Source organism: Paraburkholderia sp. J7 (assembly GCF_905220155.1).
Taxonomy (GTDB): Bacteria; Pseudomonadota; Gammaproteobacteria; order Burkholderiales; family Burkholderiaceae; genus Paraburkholderia.
Genome location: NZ_CAJMYZ010000020.1, coordinates 1 through 20424, shown reverse-complemented (window position 1 = coordinate 20424; position 20424 = coordinate 1). Strand labels below are relative to the sequence as shown.

Genomic DNA, 20424 nt, shown 5'->3' with positions numbered 1-20424 from the left:
CGCGGCGCCGCATGCTTGCGCGGCACCGCCCTCCTCCTTCAGTCCTCGATCCTCTCCAGCCCTTCGTCTTGCGCGTCGCGGCCGGACGTCCCCGCCCATTCCGCTGCACTCAGCGAGATGGCCGCAGCAGTGGCCGCGTCGAGCGGCGCGAGTTCCGCGCACAGCGCGTCCACGCGGGTCCAGTCTGCGCGCTCGAGCGCCTCGGAAAGTTCGAGCAGCCGGCCGAGCGCGCCCTCGCGCTTCACGATCGCCGTGCGAATCGGCTTGGCCAGCGTGAGCACTTCGAGCGTGCTTTCGAGCGGACCGCCGAACACCGCCTCGACGAACGAGAACACGCCAACGAGAAACGCCGCGTCTTCTTCTTCGAGGTGCGCGTGGGCGAGCTGCGTCACGGCGATTTCCATGAAGCGCGCGCGCGTTGCCACGAGTTGCAGCAGCGGGTCGTCTTCTGCGGCGATCTTGCGGCCGTCCGCGTAGAGCAGCAATTGCGTCCAGCGCGCGATGGCGTTCGTGCCGGTCGCGTTGATCGCCTCGCGCAGCGTCGTCACCTTGCGGCCGATGTTCATGCTGCCCGAGTTGGCAAGCCGCATCAGATGCATCACGAGCACGGGGTTCAGTTTCAGCTCTGCTTCGAGCTGCGCGACGGTCGGTTCGGCCGCGAGCAGATGCAGCAGGTTCAGCAGCGCCTGGCGCGGCGCGCTCGAGCGGCGCGCGCCGCCGTGCGGCTTCGCGAAGAAGTAGCCCTGGAAGCGGTCGAAGCCAAGGTCGTGCGCGCGCTGGTAGTCTTCCTGGGTCTCGACGCCCATGGCCACGAGCAGCTTGCCCGCCGCCTTCATCACGCTCGCGAATTTCGGCAACACCGTGGGCGCGATCTCGCGAATATCGATCTTGATGGCGTCCACGTACGGCAGCAGTTTCGCGAGCGACTCATCCGCCTTCGACACATGGTCGAGCGCAAAGCGGTAACGCCGACGGTGCAGCTCGACGAGCCGCGCGATCAACTCCGCGTCTGCGCCGATGTTCACGGGCAACTCGAGCACGACGCGCTCGGGGCTCACGCGCTGCAAGCTCTCGTGAAAAAGCGCGTCGCGCGTCATATCGAGCCAGGCCGGATGGCCCGCGAGCGAGGCGCGCAAACTGGGCGCGGCAATGCTTTTCAGAAGCGCGGTGCTCGTGGCGAAAGGCTTGGGCGTCATGCCCGAGGCGCGGTCTTTGGCAGCCGCTTCGGCCTCTTGCTCGATCTCGGCGCTTTCGCGCCGGTCCACGAGGCGTGGCAGTGTCTCGAACGCGCATAAGAGGCCGTCGCGGTCGAGCATCGGCTGGCGTGCGAAATACACTTCGATGGGCGGGCCGGCGTATTCCGGCGACTGTGTGCTGCCTGCGACTCCTGACATCTGCGGCCGGTCTGCGGCGTTGAAGCTCATGGGTCCCCCGCGCGGCGCCGCGCGCATGGCGGCATCCTGGTCTTGTTTCTTGGCATGCCGCAACCGTTTGCCCTCGCTGCGGACGCGGCACTTTCTTATCGCGATTTTATCCTGGCAAGTAAGACGCGGAAATGAAGTTCTTCTCGTTCGGAGGGATTTTTTTGCGGGTTTTGCAGTGCAATAGCGATCGCCGGCCCAGGTTCGCCCTTCAAGGTCCGACCAACTTAATATGCAATCCGAAACAAAATCAGAAAAAAAACGACCGGCCGGATTGTCGTCCAGCCGGTCGGTCTATCGATACGGCTCGCTTACTTGAGCACGACCTTCACGTCGAAGTACTTCGCGGCGATACGGTCGATCGTGCCGTCCGCCTTCAGGTCCTTGAGTGCGCCGTTCAGCGCGGCCTTGAGCGCCGGATCGTTCTTGCGCACGCCGTAGCCTACGCCCTCGCCAAGCAGCCTGGCGTCCACGACCTGCGGGCCCGCGAACGCGAATGCCGCGCCCTGCGGCTTGTTCAGGAAGCCCTTGGAGGCGGCTTCGGCGTCCAGAAACGAGGCGTCGAGGCGGCCCGAAACCAGGTCCGCGTAGATCTGGTCCTGCGTCGGGTACGGCACGACGTCGACGCCCGCGGGCGCCCACTTCGCCTTCGCGTAGGTTTCCTGGATCGTGCCCTGGAGCACGCCCACATGCTTGCCCTTGAGCGACTCGGGCGTGGGCTGCAGCGCGCTGCCCTTCTTCGCGATCATCTGGTTCGGAATCGCGTAGATCGGGTCGGTGAAGTCGATGGCCTGGCGGCGCTGGTCCGTGATCGACATGTCGGAATTGATCGCGGCGAATTTGCGCGCCTGCAGCGCCGGAATCAGGCCATCGAATGCGTTTTCGACCCACACGCACTTTGCCTTGAGCTTCGCGCAGACGGCATTGCCCACGTCGATATCGAAGCCCTGCAGTTCGCCCGCGGGCGACTTCGATTCGAACGGCGCGTACGACGCCTCCACGCCAAAGCGGATTTCCTTGATATCGGCGGCGTGTGCGGCACCTGCCGCGCCTGCCGTCATGGCGACTGCGCAGAATGCGAGCGATGCCAGCTTGTTCCAGTTCGTCTTCATCAGTGTCTCTTTCCAGTCAGATTGGGTGCGCCGGCTGTGCCCGTTCAGGCGGCTTCGTGGTTCGATTTGCCGCTAAAAGACGGCTTCCCGGCGCCGGCACAGGATCGCTGCGCCAATATCACGGCTCAATGACGCGCACCGCGTGTGGTGCGCCGCAGCAACCGCGAGGGCGCGATTGTACCGCGATGGCGCGTGCGCCCCGCCGCGCGGGCAGCACGCGGCGCGCGGCGCTTCCAACTGCGGCGCCACGCCGACGCGGTGCGTTCGAACATGCAAGTGGATGTCGTGAATGCGCAAGCGCGCGAAGGCGTGTGCAAGGGTGCGCTTGCGGCCAGGCGTTCAGGCGAGCGCGGCGAGCGTCTCCCGCGTGGTATCGACGACGAGCAGGCCCGCGCGCAAGCCCGGCTTCACGCCCGGATTCGGAAACACGATGCGCTCTTCGTCGTGCTGCACCACGTAGCGGTATGCGCCGTCTTCGGCCAGCACCTCGCCACGCTGAAACGGGGTGAAGTTGGGCACGTCGGCGGCCACGTTGAGCTTGAGCGCGTCGGTCTGCTTCGTGATCTGGCCGATCACCGTGAAGATGCGCGGCATCTGCGCGCCTTTCGGCAACGACAATTCGCCCGCCACGAGACGGCGCACGGCGGCGTCGGCACCGGCGAAGCGAGCGAGGTCGTTCTCACCGAAGGGACGCACCTTGCCGAGTTCGAGCGTACAGGCAAGCGCGCCGCACGTTTCGGCAGTGAACGACGACAACGTCGCGCCCTTCTCGGTGTGGATCAACACGGCCGCGATGCGCGCGTCGGCGAGCCATTCGAGCATCGCGCGCGCGGGCCGCTCGCCCGTGTGCGGCAACAGCGCGAACTGCTCGAACGCCGAGGCGCGGATCGCCGTATGCATGTCGAGATGCCAGCGCGCGAATGGCGCATCGGCGGCAGCTGGGGCCTTCGCGAAGAAACGCTGCGCCGCCGCTTCGAGCGCCACGGCGCGCGGCGCCTCGCGGCTTGCCGGCACACGTGCGTGGCGGCCGCCGAACAGGCGGTTGAGATCGTCGTCGAGATAGCGCTCGCCAGCGCGCATTGCCGCTGCGTTGCCGAGCACCGCGAGCACACGGCAGGCCAGCGGCACGCGGCCCGCCGCGATGTCGGCCACGAGTTGCGAGAGCAGTTCGATCGGCGCAGTCTCGTCGCCGTGCACGCCCGCCGAAAGCAGCACGCTGCGCGTCGTCTCGTCGACCTGTGCCGGTTCCAGTTCCAGCACGCCCTCGTCGAGCCATTGCCAGCGCACGCCGCCCGCGCACTCGCCGCGCGCCGCCTCGGGCGCGGCCGGGCGCGTACCGGCTAGCGTGTACGCCAGAAAATCGGCGAGCGGGAGATCAGCGCTGGAAGTCATAGAGCGATCCGAGGCCGAGAATCTGCGTGAGTTCGTCGAGCGCCGTGCGCGACTCCACGAGCAGCGCCGGATCGGTGAGATCTTGCGGCGCGAGCCTGTCGCGATAGTGCCGCTCGATCCAGCCGTCGAGGCGCGTGAAGAGCGCGTCGTTCATCCAGACACCCGGCGCCGTCGCCGCGCGCTCTTCGTCGCTCAGGACCACGCGCAGACGCAGGCACGCCGGGCCGCCGCCGTTCTTCATGCTTTCGCGCAAATCGAACACGAGCACTTCGTCCACCGGACCGCTGCTCGCGGCCAGTTCGTCGAGGTAGATCGCCACCTGCGGATTCTCGCGGCACTCCTGCGGCACGACGAGAATCTGCGTGCCGTCCGCCCGGCTCAGCAACTGGCTGTTGAAGAGGTAGGACGACACCGCGTCGGCCACGCTCACGCGCGCTTCGGGCACTTCGATCACGTGGAACGGCGCGTCGTGCGCCGCGAGCTTCGTGCGCAGTTCGTCATACACCGCCTTCTGGTCGACGAACGCGCGCTCGTGGCAAAACAGCGTGCTGCGGTTGCCCACGGCGATCACGTCGTTGTGGAACACGCCCGCGTCGATCACATCGGGGTTCTGTTGCGCGAACACGGTGCCGGCGTCGGTCAGGCCGTGGCGCTGCGCAATGGCGCGGCTCGCCTCGAACGTCTGCCGCGCCGGAAAGCGCTTGGGCTCCGGCCCGCGACGGTATTCGCTGCGTCCGTACACGAAGAACTCCACGCCGCGCTCGCCGTATTGCGCGCTAAAGCGCGTATGGTTGGCCGCGCCTTCGTCGCCGAGCGCGGGCGTGCCGGGCAGCGCCTCGTGCACGACGAAGTGCGACGGGTCCGCGAACACCGTGGCGAGCGTGCGGCGCGTGGCCTCGTGCTCAATCGCGCGATGCAGCTTGCTGCACAGATTCGCGGGCGTGAAATGCACGCGCCGGTTGGGCGTATCCGCCGAAGGGCTCACCGTAGCCGCGTTGGCGGTCCACATGGCCGAAGCGGAGCTGGCTGCCGCGAGGAGTTCGGGCGCGTCTTTCGCAGCGCGCGCAATCGCTTCGGCATCCTTACCGCCGAAACCCAGTTCGCGCAGTAAGCGCATGGAGGGCCGCTCCTGCGGCGGCAGCACGCCTTGCGCGAAGCCCAGGTCGGCGAGCCGCTTCATCTTGCGCAAGCCCTGCTGCGCCGCCGCGCGCGGGTTCGCCACGGACTTCTCGTTGTTCTGCGAGGCGACGTTGCCAAACGACAGCCCGGCGTAGTTGTGCGTGGGGCCGACGAGTCCGTCGAAGTTGGCTTCAAGGGTTGTCATCGTCGTTCCTTAGAAGTGAAGACCCGGCGAAACGCTCGCGGGCATCTGCAATTGCGCGCTTTCCACCGAGGCCATCGGGTAGGCGCAGTAGTCGGCGGCGTAGTACGCGCTCGGCCGGTGGTTGCCCGAGCGGCCCGCACCGCCGAACGGCGCGCCGCTCGACGCGCCGTTGGTCGGCCGGTTCCAGTTCACCACACCCGCGCGGATTTCGCGCGTGAAGCGCTGCCACAGCGCTTCGTCGTCGGCGAGCAAGCCCGCCGAGAGACCGTAGGCCGTGTTGTTGGCCTGGGCGATCGCGTCGTCGAAACCCGCGTAGCGGGTGATCTGCGCGAGCGGCCCGAAGTGCTCTTCGTCGGGCAAGTCGGCCACGCCGGTCACGTCGAGAATCGCCGGCGTCACGAAGCCGAGCGCCGGGTCGCGTTGCGTCATCGGCAGCAAGGCGCGTGCGCCGCGCTCGAGCAACTGCGCTTGCGCACTCATCAGTTTCGCGGCCGCGCGCGCCGAAATCACGGCGCCCATGAACGGCTGCGGCTCGGCGTCGTACTCGCCCACCGTAATGCGCGAACTCACTTCGACGAAGCGCGCGAGGAAGCGCTCGCCGAATGCATCCGCGGGCACGAGAATGCGGCGCGCGCACGTGCAGCGCTGCCCCGCCGAAAGAAACGCCGACTGGATCGCGTGATGCACGGCTGCGTCGATATCCTCGACCGGTGCGACGACGAGCGGATTGTTGCCGCCCATCTCCAGCGCAAGCACGATCTCGGGCCGGCCGCCGAACTGACGATGCAGTAGCGTGCCGGTGTCGGAACTGCCCGTGAAGAACAGACCGTCGATCTGCTGGTGATTCGCGAGCGCAACGCCTGTGTCGCGCTCGCCCTGCACGAGGTTGAGCACGCCCGCGGGCAAACCCGCTTCGCGCCACATCTCGACCGTTGCGCGCGCAACTTCCGGCGCGAGTTCCGAAGGCTTGAACACGACCGCGTTGCCCGCGATCAGCGCCGGCACGATATGACCGTTGGGCAGATGGCCCGGGAAGTTGTACGGACCGAACACGGCAACGACGCCATGCGGGCGATGACGCAGCACCGCCACGCCGTCGGCCATTTGTGCGCGTTTTTCACCGGTGCGCTCGCTGTAAGCGGTGATCGAAATCGCGACTTTCGCGGCCATCGACGCGGCTTCGGTGCGCGCTTCCCAAAGCGGCTTGCCCGTCTCGCGGCCAATGGCCTGAGCGAGTATCTCTTTCTTTTCGGTAACGAGCGCGGCGAAGCGCTTCACGATCTCGCAGCGCGCTTCGAACGGCGTTTGCGACCATTCGGCAAATGCCCGGCGCGCGGCGCTGACGGCGCGATCGACATCTTGCGCGCTCGCGGCATTGCCGCTCCACACGGTCTCGCCGGTGCCGGGGTTGCGCGACGAAAACGCGGGGCCCGAGGCCGCGCACCATTGTCCATCGATATAAAGCTCGTTCATGGTCATCCTTGTGTCGACCAGCGCTCGCGCTTTAGCGCTTACGCGGGTCCCATGCAGGTTTATCGCTGTTGCTTCGCTGCGGGGCCGAGCACGCGCACCGGTTCACCCGCCGTGACATTCAGTGCCGCCGCTTCACTGGCGCTCAGCGTGAACACGCCGTCGTGCACGACGCCCGGCGCAAAGCCCACGCGAAAATCGCCCAGCGACGTATTCGAGACGAGCGAGCGCACGCCCTCTGGCGCATGCGCCTCGCCGATCTCGACCGGCACCACCACGCTGTCGCGCACCGTGCGCAGGTCGCCGATATGGCATTCGAGCACCGGGCCCGCGTCGAAGATATCGACGTGATTCTCGTAGCGCAGCCCTTCGGCTTCGAGCATGCGTCGCGCGGGAACCGTGTCGGCATGCGTGAGGCCGACGCACGCCTGCGCTTCCTCGGGCAGGAGTTCGACGTACACCGGGTATCTCGGCATCAACTCCGCGAGAAACGACTTGCGCCCGTGCGAACTGAGGTAGTCGGCGGCGTTGAAATCGATCTGGTAGAAGTGCGAACCGACTGCACGCCAGAACGGCGACGTGCCCTGCGCGTCGAAATGGCCGCGCAATTCCGCGCACAGGCGCTCGGGAAAGCGCTCGCGAAACTGCGCGATGAACATGAAGCGCGAGCGCGAAAGCAGCCCGCCCACGCCACCCGTGCGATACCGCGGCGAAAGAAAGAGCGAACACACCTCGGCATAGCCCGTGAGATCGTGCGAGATATTGAGCGCGCGCATGCGCGTCCAGATGCCGAGTTCCTGGCTCGCGTGCACCACGGTGCTCACGCGGTAGTTGTAGAACGGCTGCTCCAGTCCCACAGCCGTTTCGATGCCGCAGACGCCGGCCACGTCGCCCGTTGCCGTGTCTTCCATCACGAAGAAGTAGCCGGCTTCGCGCAACTCGGCCTCGCCTGCGAGCGTGCGCTGTGCGCGCTCGATGCGCGCCTTGAGCGCTTCACGGTCGGGCTTGAAGGTGGTGAGGCCGGGCCCCGTTTCCTGGGCGAGCGCGACGAGCGCGTCCACGTCGCCCGTTTGCACGACGCGTACCACGATCATTGTGCGTCTCCCATGTAGGCGTCCTCTGTTTGCGGGGTGGCGCGGTAAAGCGGCGCACAGCGCACCGGTTCGCCGTCCTGCACGCCGAGCGCGGCGCGCGCGGCGGCGTCGAGCGGCGCGAAGTGACGCTCACTCGTGCCTGCGCCCTTCTCGCGTTCGGGCAGCGTCGCGAGCACGCAACGGAACTCTCCCGCGCGTTGGCTCGCGACCAGATACGCCGCGCCCTCAGGATTCGATGCGAGCGCAACTTCGCGTACCGTGCGCGCCTCGCTTCCGGCCACCGAGGCCGTGCGATCCACCTGGGCGGTCAGCACCGGGCCCGCATCGAAAATATCGACGTAGCGGTCCGGCTCGTAGCCCTCTTCCAGATGGATTTCGTAAGCGAGCAACGCGCTCGGGTCGGGCTCGCCGAGCACGCGCTGCGCAGGCTCGGGCAGCAGCGGCACATAGAGCGGGTAAGCCGGCATCACTTCGGCGATGAACGTGCGGCTGCGTCCACCCGAGGCCAGCTCGATGTCCTTGAAATCGCGCCCGAAGAACTTGCGCCCCACCGCTTCCCAGAACGGTGACGCGCCGTTTTCGTCGGTCACGCCGAGCAGCAGCGTGAACACTTCGGGCGTGAAGCGCCGACGGTTCATCGCGATGTACATCATGCGTGCGCGCGACATGAGATGTGCGGCCGCGTCGCCGCGCAGCGTTGGCTCGATGTAAAAGCCCGCGAGACGGCTCTTGCCCGTGAGTTCGTGCGACATCGTCAGCGCATGAATCTTGCGGTTCACGTGCAGCTCACGCGACGCATGAATGAGCGCATCGTTGCGAAACGCGTAGAACGGCTCGGCGTAGCCGGCCGCCGCCACGATGCTCGACGTGCCGACGAGCCGCCCGGTGGCGGAATCTTCGAGCACGAACAGATAGAACTCCTCACCGGGGAAGTCCACGTCCGCGCGAAACGAATCTTCGGAAAGCGCGATGCGCGCTTCGAGCGCTGCGCGGTCGTGCGGCAGCGAATGCAGCACCGGCTGCGCGGTGCGCGCCATGTGGGCGATCGCGTCGAGATCGGAAAGCCTGGCGGGGCGAACGAATAGCATCGTCGGTCCTATGTGCGCTGTGGTCCAGTTGGGCGCGCTGCGATCAGCGCGTGCCGTCGACGCCAATGACGTCGTTGCAGGCCTGCTCGAAGCGGGCGAAGCCTTCGTCGAGATCCGCTTCGGGAATGATGAGCGACGGCGCGAAGCGCAGCACGTCCGGCCCCGCAATCAGCATCATCACGCCGCGATTCGCCGCCGCCGCGTTGAAGTCCTTGGCGCGGCCGGCAAAGCGCGCGTTCAGCTCGGCGCCGATCAGAAGACCCTTGCCGCGCACTTCCTTGAACATGTCGAAGCGTTCGTTGATCTTCGCAAGCTTGGCGCGGATCGCTTCGCCGCGTGCACGCACGCCTGCGAGCAGCGCCGGATCGCTCACCAGTTCGACTACCTTGCCCGCAATCGCGGCGCCCAGCGGATTGCCGCCGTAGGTCGTGCCATGCACGCCTACCTTGAAGTGCGCAGCGATCGCTTCGGTCGTGAGCATCGCGCCGATCGGAAAGCCGTTGCCGAGCGCCTTGGCCGTCGTGAGGATGTCGGGCGTGACGCCCGTATCCTCGTAGGCGTAGAAGTGACCCGTGCGGCCCACGCCCGTTTGCACTTCGTCGAAAATCAGCAGCGCGCCGTGCGCGTCGCATGCTTCGCGCAGTGCGCGCAGGAATGCCGGATCGGCGGGAATCACGCCGCCCTCGCCCTGCACCGGCTCGACGATCACGGCGCAGGTCTGCGCGCCGATCGCGCGCTTCGCCGCTTCGATATCGTTGTACGGCAGATGCGTGATGCCGCCCGGCACGGGCCCAAAGCCTTCCGAATACTTGGGCTGGCCGCCCACGCTCACGGTGAAGAACGTGCGGCCATGGAACGACTGCGTGAACGAGACGATCTCGAACTTGTCAGCGCCGTGGCGATCGAAGGCCACGCGGCGCGCGAGCTTGAGCGCCGCCTCATTGGCTTCCGCGCCCGAGTTCGCGAAGAACGCACGGTCGGCGAACGTCAGTGCTTCGAGTTGCTGTGCGAGGCGCAGCACCGGCTCATTGGTGTAGCCGTTGCCGATGTGCCAGAGCTTGCTGCCCTGCTCCTGCAGCACGCGCAGCAGTTCCGGGTGCGCGTGGCCGAGCGAAGTCACGGCGATACCGCACGCGAAGTCGATGTAGTCGCGGCCCTCTGTGTCCCACACGCGCGAACCTTCACCCCGGTCGGGCACGAACGGCGCTGGCGAGAAACACGGCACCATCACTTCGTCGAAGGTCTTGCGGCTCACAGTCTGGTCGTTCATGGCGATTCCTCTATTACGCAGTGCGTGTCGAATTCGGGGTCGATGTGCGTTGGGGCCGTGCCCTTTCGCTCAGGTAGTTCGTGCAGTGTAGGCAAGCTGCGCGCAAACGTCTTGCGCAGGCGCGACGCGTTTTTTCGTACGGAACCTGCAAGGTCCGCGCGCTCGCCGCGCCGCGGCTACGTTTCACTCAACTTCCGGCGGCTCGACGAGCGCGCCCGCGCGCGGCTCGGCGGCGGCCCCGCCGTGCTGGCGCTCGATCCAGTTGCGGCGGTCCTCGCGCGGCGTGACGCCAAAGCGCTCGCGGTACGCATTCGAAAAATGCGCCGCCGAAGAAAACCCGCACGCGAGACTGATCTGCACCACCGACTTGCTCGTGCGCTGCAACTGCGAGCGCGCCTTGGCAAGGCGCAGGCCCAGGTAGTACTTGGAAGGCATCGCGCCGAGGTACTGGCGAAAGAGCCGCTCGAGCTGACGCCGCGAGACGCCCACGAGATTCGCGATCTCGTCGGTCGTGAGCGGGTCTTCGATGTTCGCTTCCATCAGCTTGAGCGCGTCGTTCAGGCGCGGATGCCGCTCGCCCGGTGCGGTCACGAACGGAATGCGCTGGCGCTCGTCGCCGCTGCGCAGCGTGCTTGCGCCCAGCGCGTCGGCAATGCGTTCGGCCAGTTCCGGGCCGTGGTCGCGGCCGATCATCGCGAGCATGAAGTCGAGCGTGGCCTGGCCACCCGCGCAAGTCGCGCGGTCGCGGTCGATTTCGTAGATGTGCTGCGTGACGATGGTGCGCTCGAACTGCTCCGCGAACTGCTGGAACGTTTCCCAGTTCGCGGCCACGCGGTAGCCCTGCAACTGCCCCGCCATCGCGAGCCACCAGATGCCGTGGTGAATGCCCGTGACAAGCGGCGTGCGCTGGCCCACGCGCGCGAGGCTCGCGAGAAACAGGCGGAAGTCGGCGAACTGCTGGTAGCGCTCGGTCACGACGATGAGCCAGTCGCACGACACCGCGTCACCAAACGCACAGTCGGCGGGCCATTGCGCGCCGCCCGCCAGCGGCACGGGGCGGCCGTTCCACGAGCACATTTGCCAGCGGTACAGCGCGCGGCCGTCGATTTCGTTGGCGAGATTGAGCGCATCGACGATCGGGCCCACGCCCGACATCGAAACGGGCGGGAGCGCGACGATCGCGACCTGGGTGGTGCGCCCGGCGCGCGCGAGCGGCGCCTGGCCGCCGGGCGCTGCGGCAGGAACGGAAGCGGGATGGAGAACGGTGGGACGGACCATCGGCAAGACGGGGCGCGCGACGAAACGCGCCGCTTACTTGAGGCTGCCCGAGAGGAACTGGCGCAGGCGATCGCTCTTCGGCGCGCCGAGCACATCCGCGGGCGCGCCCTGTTCCTCCGTGCGCCCCTGGTGCAGGAACATCACATGATTCGAGACGTTGCGCGCAAAGCCCATTTCGTGCGTCACGACGATCATCGTGCGGCCTTCTTCGGCAAGCTTTTGCATGACCTTGAGCACTTCGCCCACGAGTTCGGGGTCGAGCGCCGAAGTCGGCTCGTCGAAAAGCATCACGTCGGGATGCATGGCAAGCGCGCGCGCAATCGCCACGCGCTGCTGCTGCCCGCCCGAAAGATGCGACGGATACTGCTTCTCCACGCGGGGCGCGAGACCCACTTTCTCCAGGTACTGCCGCGCGCGCTCCTCGGCTTCCTTGCGCGGCACGCCCAGCACGTGCAACGGCGCTTCCATCACGTTCTCGAGCACGTTCATGTGCGACCACAGGTTGAAATGCTGGAACACCATTGCGAGCTTGGTGCGGATGCGTTGCAATTGCTTGTGGTCGGCCACGTCCAGGTCGCCGTTGCGGCCCGCCTTCGTGCGCACGGCCTCGCCGTCCACGATGATCTCGCCCGCGTTCGGCTTCTCGAGGAAATTGATGCAGCGCAGGAACGTGCTCTTGCCCGAGCCGCTCGCGCCGATGATGCTGATCACGTCGCCCTTCTTCGCGTCGAGCGAGACGCCTTTGAGCACCTCGTTGTCGCCGTAGCGCTTGTGGATGTCGCGCGCGACGAGCTTGCTATCTGAGGATTGCGTCTGAGCCAAGATGGTCTCCAGTTTCCGAGGTTCCGGTGTTCCGGTGAATCAGCGGGTGCGCACGGCGAGATGGCCGAGCCAGCGTTTTTCGGCGCGGCGGAACGCGGCCACCAGCACGAACGATACCGCACAGTAGATCAGCGCCGCGAGGCCGAACGACTCGAACGACCGGTAAGTGGCCGAGTTGGCGTCGCGCGCGACCTTGAGGATGTCGGGCACCGTTGCGGTGAAGGCCACCGTGGTCGCGTGCAGCATCAGGATCACTTCGTTACTGTACAGCGGCAGTGCGCGGCGCAGCGCCGAAGGCAGAATCACGCGCCAGTACATCGTGAACGGGCTCATGCCATACGCGCGCGCCGCTTCCACTTCGCCGTGTGAGGTGGCGCGAATCGCGCCCGCGAAAATCTCTGTCGTGTACGCGCAGGTGTTGAGCGCAAACGCGAGCACCGCACAGTTCAGGCCGCTGCGAAAGAACGCGTCGAGGAGCGGCTCCGCGCGGATGAACGCGAGACTGTACACGCCCGTGTAGATGAGCAGCAACTGCACATAAAGCGGCGTGCCGCGAAACACATAGGTGTAAAAGCGCACCGGCAGCGAAAGCCAGCGGCGGCTCGACACACGCGCCACGGCGAGCGGCACCGCGCACACGAAGCCGAAAGCCACGGAGATCACGAGCAGCCACAGCGTCATCGCGAGGCCGGAGACATGCTCACCGTCCCAGTAGAGGAACGCGCGGCCAAATTGCTGAATGATTTCGTTCATGGCGGGCGTTTTCCTCAGAGTTGCGCGTGACGCACGCCCACCGAATAGCGGCGTTCGAGCCAGATCAGCGCGAAGTTCGAGAGCGTGGTGATCGCGAGATAGATAAGCGCCGCGATCACGAGGAAGAAAAACAGGTTGAAAGTGCTGCGGCCCGCGTCCTGAGCGGCCTTCACGACATCGGCGAGACCGATGATCGAAACGAGCGCCGTCGCCTTCACGAGCACCTGCCAGTTATTGCCGATGCCGGGCAGCGCGAAACGCATCATCTGCGGAAAGAGGATGCGGGCGAACACACGCGCGCCGCTCATGCCGTAGGCGTGGCCCGCTTCGAGCTGGCCGCGCGGCACGGCGAGAAACGCGCCGCGAAAGGTCTCGGTGAAGTACGCGCCGTAGATGAAGCCGAGCGTGACGACGCCGGCCACGAACGGATCGATGTCGATCTGCGCCATGCCGAGCGCGTCGGTGGCCTCGTTCACGCCGATCTGGATGCTATAGAAGAGCAGCAGCATCAGCACGAGGTCGGGCACCGAGCGGATCAGCGTCGTGTAAGCGGTCGCCACGGCCGCGAGCGGTCGGTTGAACGAGAGCTTGGCCGCCGCGCCGGCAAGGCCTAGCAGGACAGCCACGCCGAGCGAGAGAAGCGAAAGCTCGATGGTCTGGATCGTGCCGGCGAGCAGCACCGGGCCAAAGCCGTAAAGGATCACGCGCGTCTCCGGATCAAGTCGTTTTGTCGTGTCGGGCGGCCCCGCGCGGCCTGTGAGCGCCGGCGAAACCGATGAACTGGCGCGGATCGTCTCAGTGCAAAATAGATTGCTCAAACTGGCGCGGCGCGGATATTGCACTGCAGCAATGCGGTGCGGCGCTTGGGCGCGCGCGGATCCGGCCCGCGCAGCCGCGGGCCCGATGCTTTTGAAAGGTGAAAAAAAATGCCCCGGCACGCGGGGCGTGCGGGGGCATTTACGCAAGTTTGGGGTCGCTTTTTCGATAGGTGCGCGACGCGCGCCCAGCGGCCCTGCAGCGCTTACGCAGCGCGCGTATGCGTGCCGCGCGCGCTGAGCGCACGGGCGTTCGCGCCAATCAGCTTTTCGGCGAGCGCGCCGAAAAGCAGGCCAATCGTGGTCCAGAGGATCACCTGCATACCGATCGACGCCGTGCGGAACTTCCACAGCAGCACGGCCGGGAAGGCGGCGGGCACCTCGTTGACCGCCGGCAGCGCGAACTGGACCGCGCCGATCACGGCGACGAAGAGGACGAGCGCCACGATCGAAGCATTCCACCCGCCAAGGCGCGGCACGAAGGCGGCGCGCACCTTGAGCGAGAACACCGACACGGCGATCGAGATCGCGATCATCAGGAAGAAGAGCCCGGTTCGATAGCCGATCGTCTCCGGGTCGCCGACCGAGGGCGGGTTCGCCGGGTACTTGATGCTCGGCACCATGTAGATCGCGACAAACGCCGCGAGCGCGAGCCAGGCCGAGAGCGCGCGCGGCGAAAGACGCCCTACGCGACCGTTCGCATACGCGAAGACGAGCGCAAAGAGGCCGCCGATCGACGCGCCGTAGACCATCACGCCCGTGAAGAGGCCGAGACTCGCCTGGGTCTTGCGGCTTACGATTTCGGGTTCGGGAGCTTCACCCTTCGCGGCATCGAGCTTTTCTTCGAGGGAGATCGCCTGATCGACCTGGGGCTCACCCACGATCTTCGCGAAGCCGAACGTGAGAAGTCCCGCGGCGATGCCTGCGAGCATGCCGCGTACCAGCAACTTGCCGACCATGTTCAGCTCCCGGTCAGTGGCAGGGAAAGCCGAGCAGGTGGCGGCCGTCGTGAACGAATTCGTGGACGTACATGCCCGGGACGATCGAGGTCGCGCCTTGCTCGGCGCCCACGAAGTACAGGGCCAGCAGCAGCATGAGGCCACCGAAGATCGCCCAGGGCAGGATCTCCCGCAACGGAATGGGTGCCGGCGCGGCCGGTGCGTGCTGCAGGGGGAATGCGGTGTCGGACATGCTGACTTCTCCTGGGGTAACGCGCCCCGCTAGTCGTTGAAAGAGTGGTTCACGACGCGCAGGTCTGACTCCCGTTGCTTCGATTCAATCGACGGCAACCAGTTACAGTGGCGCGACCGCGCCGGACTTGCACCGGCTTCCGCGTGTCGTGGAGCCTGTATTCTACGCGCTACGACAACTGGCTGCGGACCGGATGTCAGCCACAGGGAAGTGATACGTAAGGAAAAGCATGCCGACGACAGTCTGGCTGGTGAGTCATGCGGCGAATGCCGCGCTGCGCACGGGAACATTCCCGCAAGCGCCTGACGATGAAGCCGAAGAAGCGCTCGACGCCCGCGCACTCGCGGCGCTTGCTGCTTGGCGCGAGCGCTGGCACGCGCGCCTGGCCGGTGGCGAGCGCAATGGCGAGGCGCAACGCGCGGTGACGAGTCCCGCTGCGATCGCGCGGGCGAGCGCAAACGCGGCAGGCTACGCCGATGCAATGCCGATCGGCGCGCTAGCCGACACGGCTTTCGGCGCGTGGCAAGGCAAGCGCCTCACGGATCTTGCCCATGAAGCGCCCGACGCCCTTGCCGCCTGGACACGCGATCCCGCTTTCCGGCCGCCAGGCGGCGGCGAATCGTTCGACGATGTCCGCGTGCGCGTAAGCGCCTGGCTCGATGCGATCCCCAGCACCGGGCCCGACGTCATCGCCTTCACCCATGCGAGTGTGATGCGCGCGGCGATTCTTCGCGCGCTGGGCGCGCCGTCGCCGGGTTTCCGCTCGATCGAAATCGCGCCGCTTTCCGTCGTAGCGCTACGCCGCGCCCAACACGGCTGGTTGTGGCTCGCGGCGATCGACTGAGGCCAGACACGGCATTCCTTGATCTGTGTACGTGCGCCGCGAACATCGCACGTATCAACGCGTTGACACATACACACTCGAAGCCTAGCATCCGTGATGTATCAACCACGTAGATACACCACGATCAGGTATGGACATCAAACTCAATACGTTATTGGCCAAACGGCTAATTCAGTACGAGGACGAAATGGCGATACAAACCCTGAAGCGTTGGGGAAACAGCCTCGCGGTACGCATTCCGGCCAGCCTTGCCAGCAAACTGTCTTTGGCGGAGGGGCAAGAAGTCGAAGTGGAAGTCGAAGATGGGTCGCTCACGGTTCGCCCGCATACGGCGATCCGGCGCTTCTCGCGCGAGCGGTATTTGCAGCAGTTGCGCGAGCGCAAGCTCGAGCCGCACCCGCTCATCGACTTCGGACAGCCGCAAGGGACCGAAATCGGCGGACCCGATGACCCCACGCGTTTCGACCCATGGTAAGGAACGCATGAAGAACGGCACACCAGACGCAGGCGACATTCTCTGGCTCAACGTCGGTCCAGGCGCAGGCAGTGAGCAGGACGGCTATCGCCCTGTCCTCGTCCTGACCGACGCCGAGTTCAACGAACTCACAACCCGCTTCGTCGGCCTGCCGATTACCCGCACCGTTCACGGGTGGGAGTCGGAAATCCCGATCAGCGGCCTGGCCAGCCCCTGCGTCGCAATGGCCGACCAGGTCACGACGCTTTCGCTCGCGGGCAGAGTCTGGCGGCACAAGGGGGAATCGGCGAGCGCGGAGGAACTGGAGGCGGCGAAGTTCGCCGTCGCCGGCATTCTGGATCTGTAGCCGGCAATGCAGTAGCAGAAAGAAGCAGCAGCGCCCTAGTCCAGTCCCAACTGCGCCTTGATGGCCGGCATCATGTACTGCACGGCCGCGCGGCCTTCTTCAATGGCGGGCCCGGCGCGATGAAAGTCGAAAATCCCCATACCGCCCAGGCGCGGCTGGATCAGCACGTCGGCGGGCTCGCCCGCAAGGCGGCTGCGCGTAATGCGCACCTGCATGATGTCGATACTCTGAGCTACCGAACTCAACACAGAAGGCACGCGCGTGCTAGGCGGCGGCGCCACGCGCACGTCCGGCCCGCCTGCCGCGCCGGGACCGGCCGGCTGCAGCCAGCGCGGGAAGCGCTTGCCGTTGCGGCGCAGAAGCGGTTCATGCGCCGCTTCGGCGCTTTCTGCACCATTGACGCCGTGACTGACCGCCCCTGCAGCCGATGCCGCCGTCGCCGCGTCGCTCGCCTCCACGGGCAACTCGCGCGGCATCGTGTCGATCGCGCCGCCCAGGTCGCGGCCGTTGAGAATGTCGTGATTCAGGTCGATGGCGATCACGGTGTCGGCACGCATCGCGCGCGCGGCTGACACCGGCACCGGGTTGCTCAGCCCGCCGTCGACGAGCCACACGCCGTCATGCCAGATCGGCGTGAAGATGCCGGGAATCGCAATCGACGCGCGCACGGCGTCCACCACACCGCCTTCGCGCAGCCAGACCTCGCGCCCCGTGTCGAGTTCGGTGGCGACCGCCGTGAACGGCAACTTCAGGTCATCGATCGAGCGGCCATTGAACTGGTGCGCAAACAGGTCGATCACCTTGCGCCCGCCAAGCAGCCCGCCCGAAAACCGCAAGTCGAGCAGACGCACCACAGTTTGCCAGGTGAGCTTGCCCACCCAGTCTTCGAGCCAGTCGAGATCGCCGTTTGCGTATACGGCGCCAACCAGCGCGCCGATCGACGTGCCGCACACTACGTCGGGCTTGATGCCCGCTTCCTCGAGCGCGCGAATCGCGCCGATATGCGCCCAACCGCGCGCCGCGCCCCCGCCGAGCACGAGCCCCACACGCTTGGGCCGTCTCCGGTTCATCATGCGCGCCTCCTTGCGTGATCGTGAGTCAACTGGGTCAGCGCCCGCGGATCACGTCCGAGCGCGAGGTCGTCGTGACCCGCCCGTCCGGTCCGAAATGCACGTTGAAATACGCTTCGGGCGTCACGCCCCCTTCCAGCCACTTCCAGCTCCACACCGTCTCCTTCTTCAAGCGGTAGCCTGCCACCTGCCCCGGCTTGCCGAGCAGGCGCCGCACCTCGTCCTCGCTCATGCCAACGCGGATCTTCGCGAAGTTTTCCGCCGTGAGCGCCTGCGTGATGGCCACGAGCCGCCCGTTCGGGCCGATGTCGACCATCCAGGTCTTGAGGCCCTGCGGACCGCGCGGATATTCGAGGCGGCGCGAGCCGTCGTCGAACACGCGCTCGGTTTCAGGCTTGCCCATTTGCTCGCGCACCTGCTCGAGCGTGGAAACGCCTGGCGTGAGGCCCTTGAGCAGCAGCGCGTCGGGCTTCACGGAATCGAAAAACGCCTTGAATCCCTGCCGGATGGTGTCGAGCATGGCATCGAACTGGCGAGCGTCGCAGCCTGAAAGCGTGAACGCCGCCGTGGCGGCGCACGCGAGCGTGAGCGAACGCGTGAGTGAAAACGTGAGCTTCATGTCCTTGCTAACGCGTCAGCATGGGCTTGCGTCTACGCGCGCCCGAAGAACCGGTGCGCGCGGACATGCCCACAATGTACCGTCAATGGACCGGATCGTGCTGTCAGTCCCGCTTCGGGCGGCCGTTGTCCGTGGAAACCTTCGCCACGGCGGGCAGCGCCTCTGCGGACTGCGGACCATGGCGCAATGCGCGACGCGCGCGAACGATTTCCGCGGCCTGCCAGGTCAGCAGCGCGAGCACGCCGAACACCACTTCGCGCATGCGCTTGACGAGCGCGAGCGAGAACGCCACTTCCTGGCTCACGCCAAAGAGTTGCGCGAGCAGCACTACGGCGACTTCCTGCACACCGAGGCCGGCAGGCACCATGAAAGCGGCATGGCGCACGGCCTGCGTGATGGCTTCGATGGCGAGCGCATCGCCCACCGAGACCGGATGGCCGAGCAGCGCGAGCGCCCACCATGTCTCGAACGCCCCGAGCATATAGCCGGCGAGCTGCCAGAAGAAGGCGCGAAACATGAGGCCGGTGCGCGACATCAGCGCGTCGAGATCGGCGTCGAGCTGCTTGCCGTCGATGCCGAGCATGAGCGGATTGTCAGTGCCGAGCAGGCGCGCGGCCCAACGTTCGATCGCGTGAAATACGCCGCCGCGACGCAGCAGGAATACGGCGAGCACGGGCAACGGCGCCGAGAGCACGAGCGCGAGTGCGATCGTGACGATGGTGCGCAGCGACCCGCCGTCGCCAGTCGCCGCAACGATCAGCACGACGCCGAGCGCCGAGAACGCATATTGCACGGCGATCGTCACGAACACCTCGACAATCACCGAAGCCGTCACCTCGCTCGCATTGCGCACCTTCCAGCGCGCGAGGCGAATGCCGACGAGCTCTCCGCCGACGCCCACCACGGGCAACAGCCGGTTCACGGCCTCGCGCACGGTCGCGGTCCACCAGAGGAAGCTGAGCGGCGCGCGCTTGTCGAGCAGGAGGCGCCACGCGTGCGCGTCGAGTAGAAGCGGCAGCGCGTGGAATGGCACGAGCCAAAGCAGCACGGGGCCAGCCGTGCCGATTACGCGCAGCACGTCGTGCGCGCCGTTATGGACGACGAGACCGATCAGGATGGCGATGCCGACCGGCAGGCCCAGCCACTGCAGCCACTTCATGACGCCTGCACCCCGGCGCCGCGCGATGCTGCGGGACCTGAGCCCGAAGCCGCGCCGAAGAACACATCGGTGAAGCTGCCACGCCGCACACCCGCTTGCACAAGCGCTGCGGCCACGCGCGGCGAGATCAGCGCACCGAATTCGTCGGCATGGCGATACGCGCGCATCGACGGCGTGATGGGCGCCTCAACTGCTTCATCGGCAAGCGCCGGGTGGCAGTAGATCTCGCCCACGCCCTGTGCGGGCAGATGCGCAAGCGCGTCGAGCACGGCGGCCTCATCCATGGCGCCCGTCTTCGCAATGCCGACCACGTAGTCGTTGTGCGCGATGCCCGCGCGAGCCAGGCGCGCGCGCACGAGCGCGAGCCAGGGCTTCAGCGCGAACGGCGCGCCCGCCTCGAGCGGCAGACGCATCGCGCGCAAACCATAGTCGCGGCCGATCTCGAGGATCAGCGCGAGCACCGTGGGATGCAAATGAAAATGCTTGTGCGTATTCACGTGATCGAGCGCGAGCCCGGTCGCCGCGAACGCTTCGAACTGCGCGCGTATTTCCTTCGCGAGCTGCCTGCGTACATGCGGCAGGAAGAAGAAGCGCACGCCGTCGCGAACCATGTTGTCGCCAAACCGCCCTTGCGCATCGACGAGCGCGGGAATCTGCGCGCGCGGCAGCATCGCCGCGCCGTCCGCCAGTACCAGATGCAGCCCCACGCGCAAACCCGGCGTGCTGCGCGCCCGCGCTACGGCATCTTGTGCGGCGGGCGCGGCCACCATAAGGCTCGCGCAGTCGAGCACGCCCTCGCGATGCGCGCGCTCCACCGCCGCATTGACCCGCTCGTGCAGGCCAAAGTCGTCGGCGGTGAAGATCACCGCGCGAGCATCGCG

21 protein-coding genes and 1 riboswitch are annotated in these 20424 nt (G+C 66.6%); of the genes, 3 read left to right on the top strand and 18 right to left on the bottom strand.

The window, feature by feature from the left end:
• Positions 1-38: 38 nt before the first annotated feature.
• From U5A58_RS28480 to U5A58_RS28415, 14 genes are all read right to left on the bottom strand, one after another.
• Positions 39-1424 carry an EAL and HDOD domain-containing protein gene (locus U5A58_RS28480; protein ID WP_321963906.1) on the bottom strand — a complete coding sequence of 462 codons (1386 nt, stop codon included), beginning with the start codon at positions 1422-1424 and terminating at the stop codon, positions 39-41.
• Between the two features lie 308 nt (positions 1425-1732).
• On the bottom strand, positions 1733-2533 hold the full coding sequence (locus U5A58_RS28475; protein ID WP_321963905.1) for an ABC transporter substrate-binding protein: 801 nt from the start codon (positions 2531-2533) through the stop codon (positions 1733-1735).
• Between the two features lie 339 nt (positions 2534-2872).
• Positions 2873-3925 carry a succinylglutamate desuccinylase gene (astE, locus tag U5A58_RS28470; RefSeq protein WP_321963904.1) on the bottom strand — a complete coding sequence of 351 codons (1053 nt, stop codon included), beginning with the start codon at positions 3923-3925 and terminating at the stop codon, positions 2873-2875.
• Positions 3909-5249 carry an N-succinylarginine dihydrolase gene (gene astB, locus U5A58_RS28465; RefSeq protein WP_321963903.1) on the bottom strand — a complete coding sequence of 447 codons (1341 nt, stop codon included), beginning with the start codon at positions 5247-5249 and terminating at the stop codon, positions 3909-3911. The genes astE and astB overlap by 17 nt, the downstream gene beginning before the upstream one ends.
• Positions 5250-5258: 9 nt before the next feature.
• Positions 5259-6722: a succinylglutamate-semialdehyde dehydrogenase gene (gene astD, locus U5A58_RS28460; protein ID WP_321963902.1), complete on the bottom strand. Its 1464-nt coding sequence runs from the start codon at positions 6720-6722 to the stop codon at positions 5259-5261.
• A gap of 59 nt (positions 6723-6781) precedes the next feature.
• Positions 6782-7813, bottom strand: a complete 1032-nt coding sequence (gene astA, locus U5A58_RS28455; protein WP_321963901.1) for an arginine N-succinyltransferase — start codon at positions 7811-7813, stop codon at positions 6782-6784.
• Positions 7810-8901: an arginine/ornithine succinyltransferase subunit alpha gene (aruF, locus tag U5A58_RS28450; protein ID WP_321914177.1), complete on the bottom strand. Its 1092-nt coding sequence runs from the start codon at positions 8899-8901 to the stop codon at positions 7810-7812. Before aruF ends, astA begins: the two co-directional genes overlap by 4 nt.
• 43 nt (positions 8902-8944) lie before the next feature.
• Entirely contained in the window at positions 8945-10171 is a 1227-nt protein-coding gene (locus U5A58_RS28445) for an aspartate aminotransferase family protein (protein ID WP_321936786.1), read from the bottom strand.
• 183 nt (positions 10172-10354) lie between these two features.
• Positions 10355-11326 (bottom strand): GlxA family transcriptional regulator, encoded by a 972-nt coding sequence (locus tag U5A58_RS28440; RefSeq protein ID WP_321936796.1) that lies wholly within the window; start codon positions 11324-11326, stop codon positions 10355-10357.
• Positions 11327-11482: 156 nt separating this feature from the next.
• Positions 11483-12274 (bottom strand): ABC transporter ATP-binding protein, encoded by a 792-nt coding sequence (locus tag U5A58_RS28435; RefSeq protein ID WP_415774311.1) that lies wholly within the window; start codon positions 12272-12274, stop codon positions 11483-11485.
• A gap of 36 nt (positions 12275-12310) precedes the next feature.
• Complete coding sequence (locus tag U5A58_RS28430; RefSeq protein WP_233881798.1) at positions 12311-13024, bottom strand: ABC transporter permease; 714 nt, start codon at positions 13022-13024, stop codon at positions 12311-12313.
• A 14-nt stretch (positions 13025-13038) separates the two neighbouring features.
• Positions 13039-13728: an ABC transporter permease gene (locus tag U5A58_RS28425; protein WP_158758057.1), complete on the bottom strand. Its 690-nt coding sequence runs from the start codon at positions 13726-13728 to the stop codon at positions 13039-13041.
• A 317-nt stretch (positions 13729-14045) separates the two neighbouring features.
• Positions 14046-14798 carry a CbtA family protein gene (locus tag U5A58_RS28420; RefSeq protein WP_321963899.1) on the bottom strand — a complete coding sequence of 251 codons (753 nt, stop codon included), beginning with the start codon at positions 14796-14798 and terminating at the stop codon, positions 14046-14048.
• Between the two features lie 13 nt (positions 14799-14811).
• The gene (locus tag U5A58_RS28415; RefSeq protein ID WP_321963898.1) at positions 14812-15030 is read right to left on the bottom strand and encodes a CbtB domain-containing protein; all 219 of its coding nucleotides are present in this window, start codon (positions 15028-15030) and stop codon (positions 14812-14814) included.
• Between the two features lie 39 nt (positions 15031-15069).
• Positions 15070-15215: riboswitch (cobalamin riboswitch) on the bottom strand.
• 44 nt (positions 15216-15259) lie between these two features.
• Here U5A58_RS28415 and U5A58_RS28410 point away from each other — a divergent pair.
• The 3 genes from U5A58_RS28410 (at position 15260) to U5A58_RS28400 (ending at position 16695) form a co-directional block, all read left to right on the top strand.
• The gene (locus U5A58_RS28410; RefSeq protein ID WP_321963897.1) at positions 15260-15874 is read left to right on the top strand and encodes a histidine phosphatase family protein; all 615 of its coding nucleotides are present in this window, start codon (positions 15260-15262) and stop codon (positions 15872-15874) included.
• Positions 15875-16004: 130 nt separating this feature from the next.
• Entirely contained in the window at positions 16005-16349 is a 345-nt protein-coding gene (locus U5A58_RS28405; RefSeq protein ID WP_321963896.1) for an AbrB/MazE/SpoVT family DNA-binding domain-containing protein, read from the top strand.
• Positions 16350-16356: 7 nt separating this feature from the next.
• Positions 16357-16695: a type II toxin-antitoxin system PemK/MazF family toxin gene (locus U5A58_RS28400; protein ID WP_321963895.1), complete on the top strand. Its 339-nt coding sequence runs from the start codon at positions 16357-16359 to the stop codon at positions 16693-16695.
• A gap of 35 nt (positions 16696-16730) precedes the next feature.
• Here U5A58_RS28400 and U5A58_RS28395 read toward each other — a convergent pair whose 3' ends face one another.
• The 4 genes from U5A58_RS28395 to hpnK all read right to left on the bottom strand — a co-directional run.
• Positions 16731-17768, bottom strand: a complete 1038-nt coding sequence (locus tag U5A58_RS28395) for a patatin-like phospholipase family protein (protein WP_321963894.1) — start codon at positions 17766-17768, stop codon at positions 16731-16733.
• 34 nt (positions 17769-17802) lie between these two features.
• Entirely contained in the window at positions 17803-18384 is a 582-nt protein-coding gene (locus tag U5A58_RS28390; RefSeq protein ID WP_415774305.1) for a hypothetical protein, read from the bottom strand.
• A gap of 103 nt (positions 18385-18487) precedes the next feature.
• Entirely contained in the window at positions 18488-19543 is a 1056-nt protein-coding gene (locus U5A58_RS28385) for a lysylphosphatidylglycerol synthase domain-containing protein (RefSeq protein ID WP_321963893.1), read from the bottom strand.
• On the bottom strand, positions 19540-20424 hold an 885-nt coding region (gene hpnK, locus U5A58_RS28380), incomplete at its 5' end, for a hopanoid biosynthesis-associated protein HpnK (RefSeq protein WP_321963892.1). The genes U5A58_RS28385 and hpnK, both read right to left, overlap by 4 nt.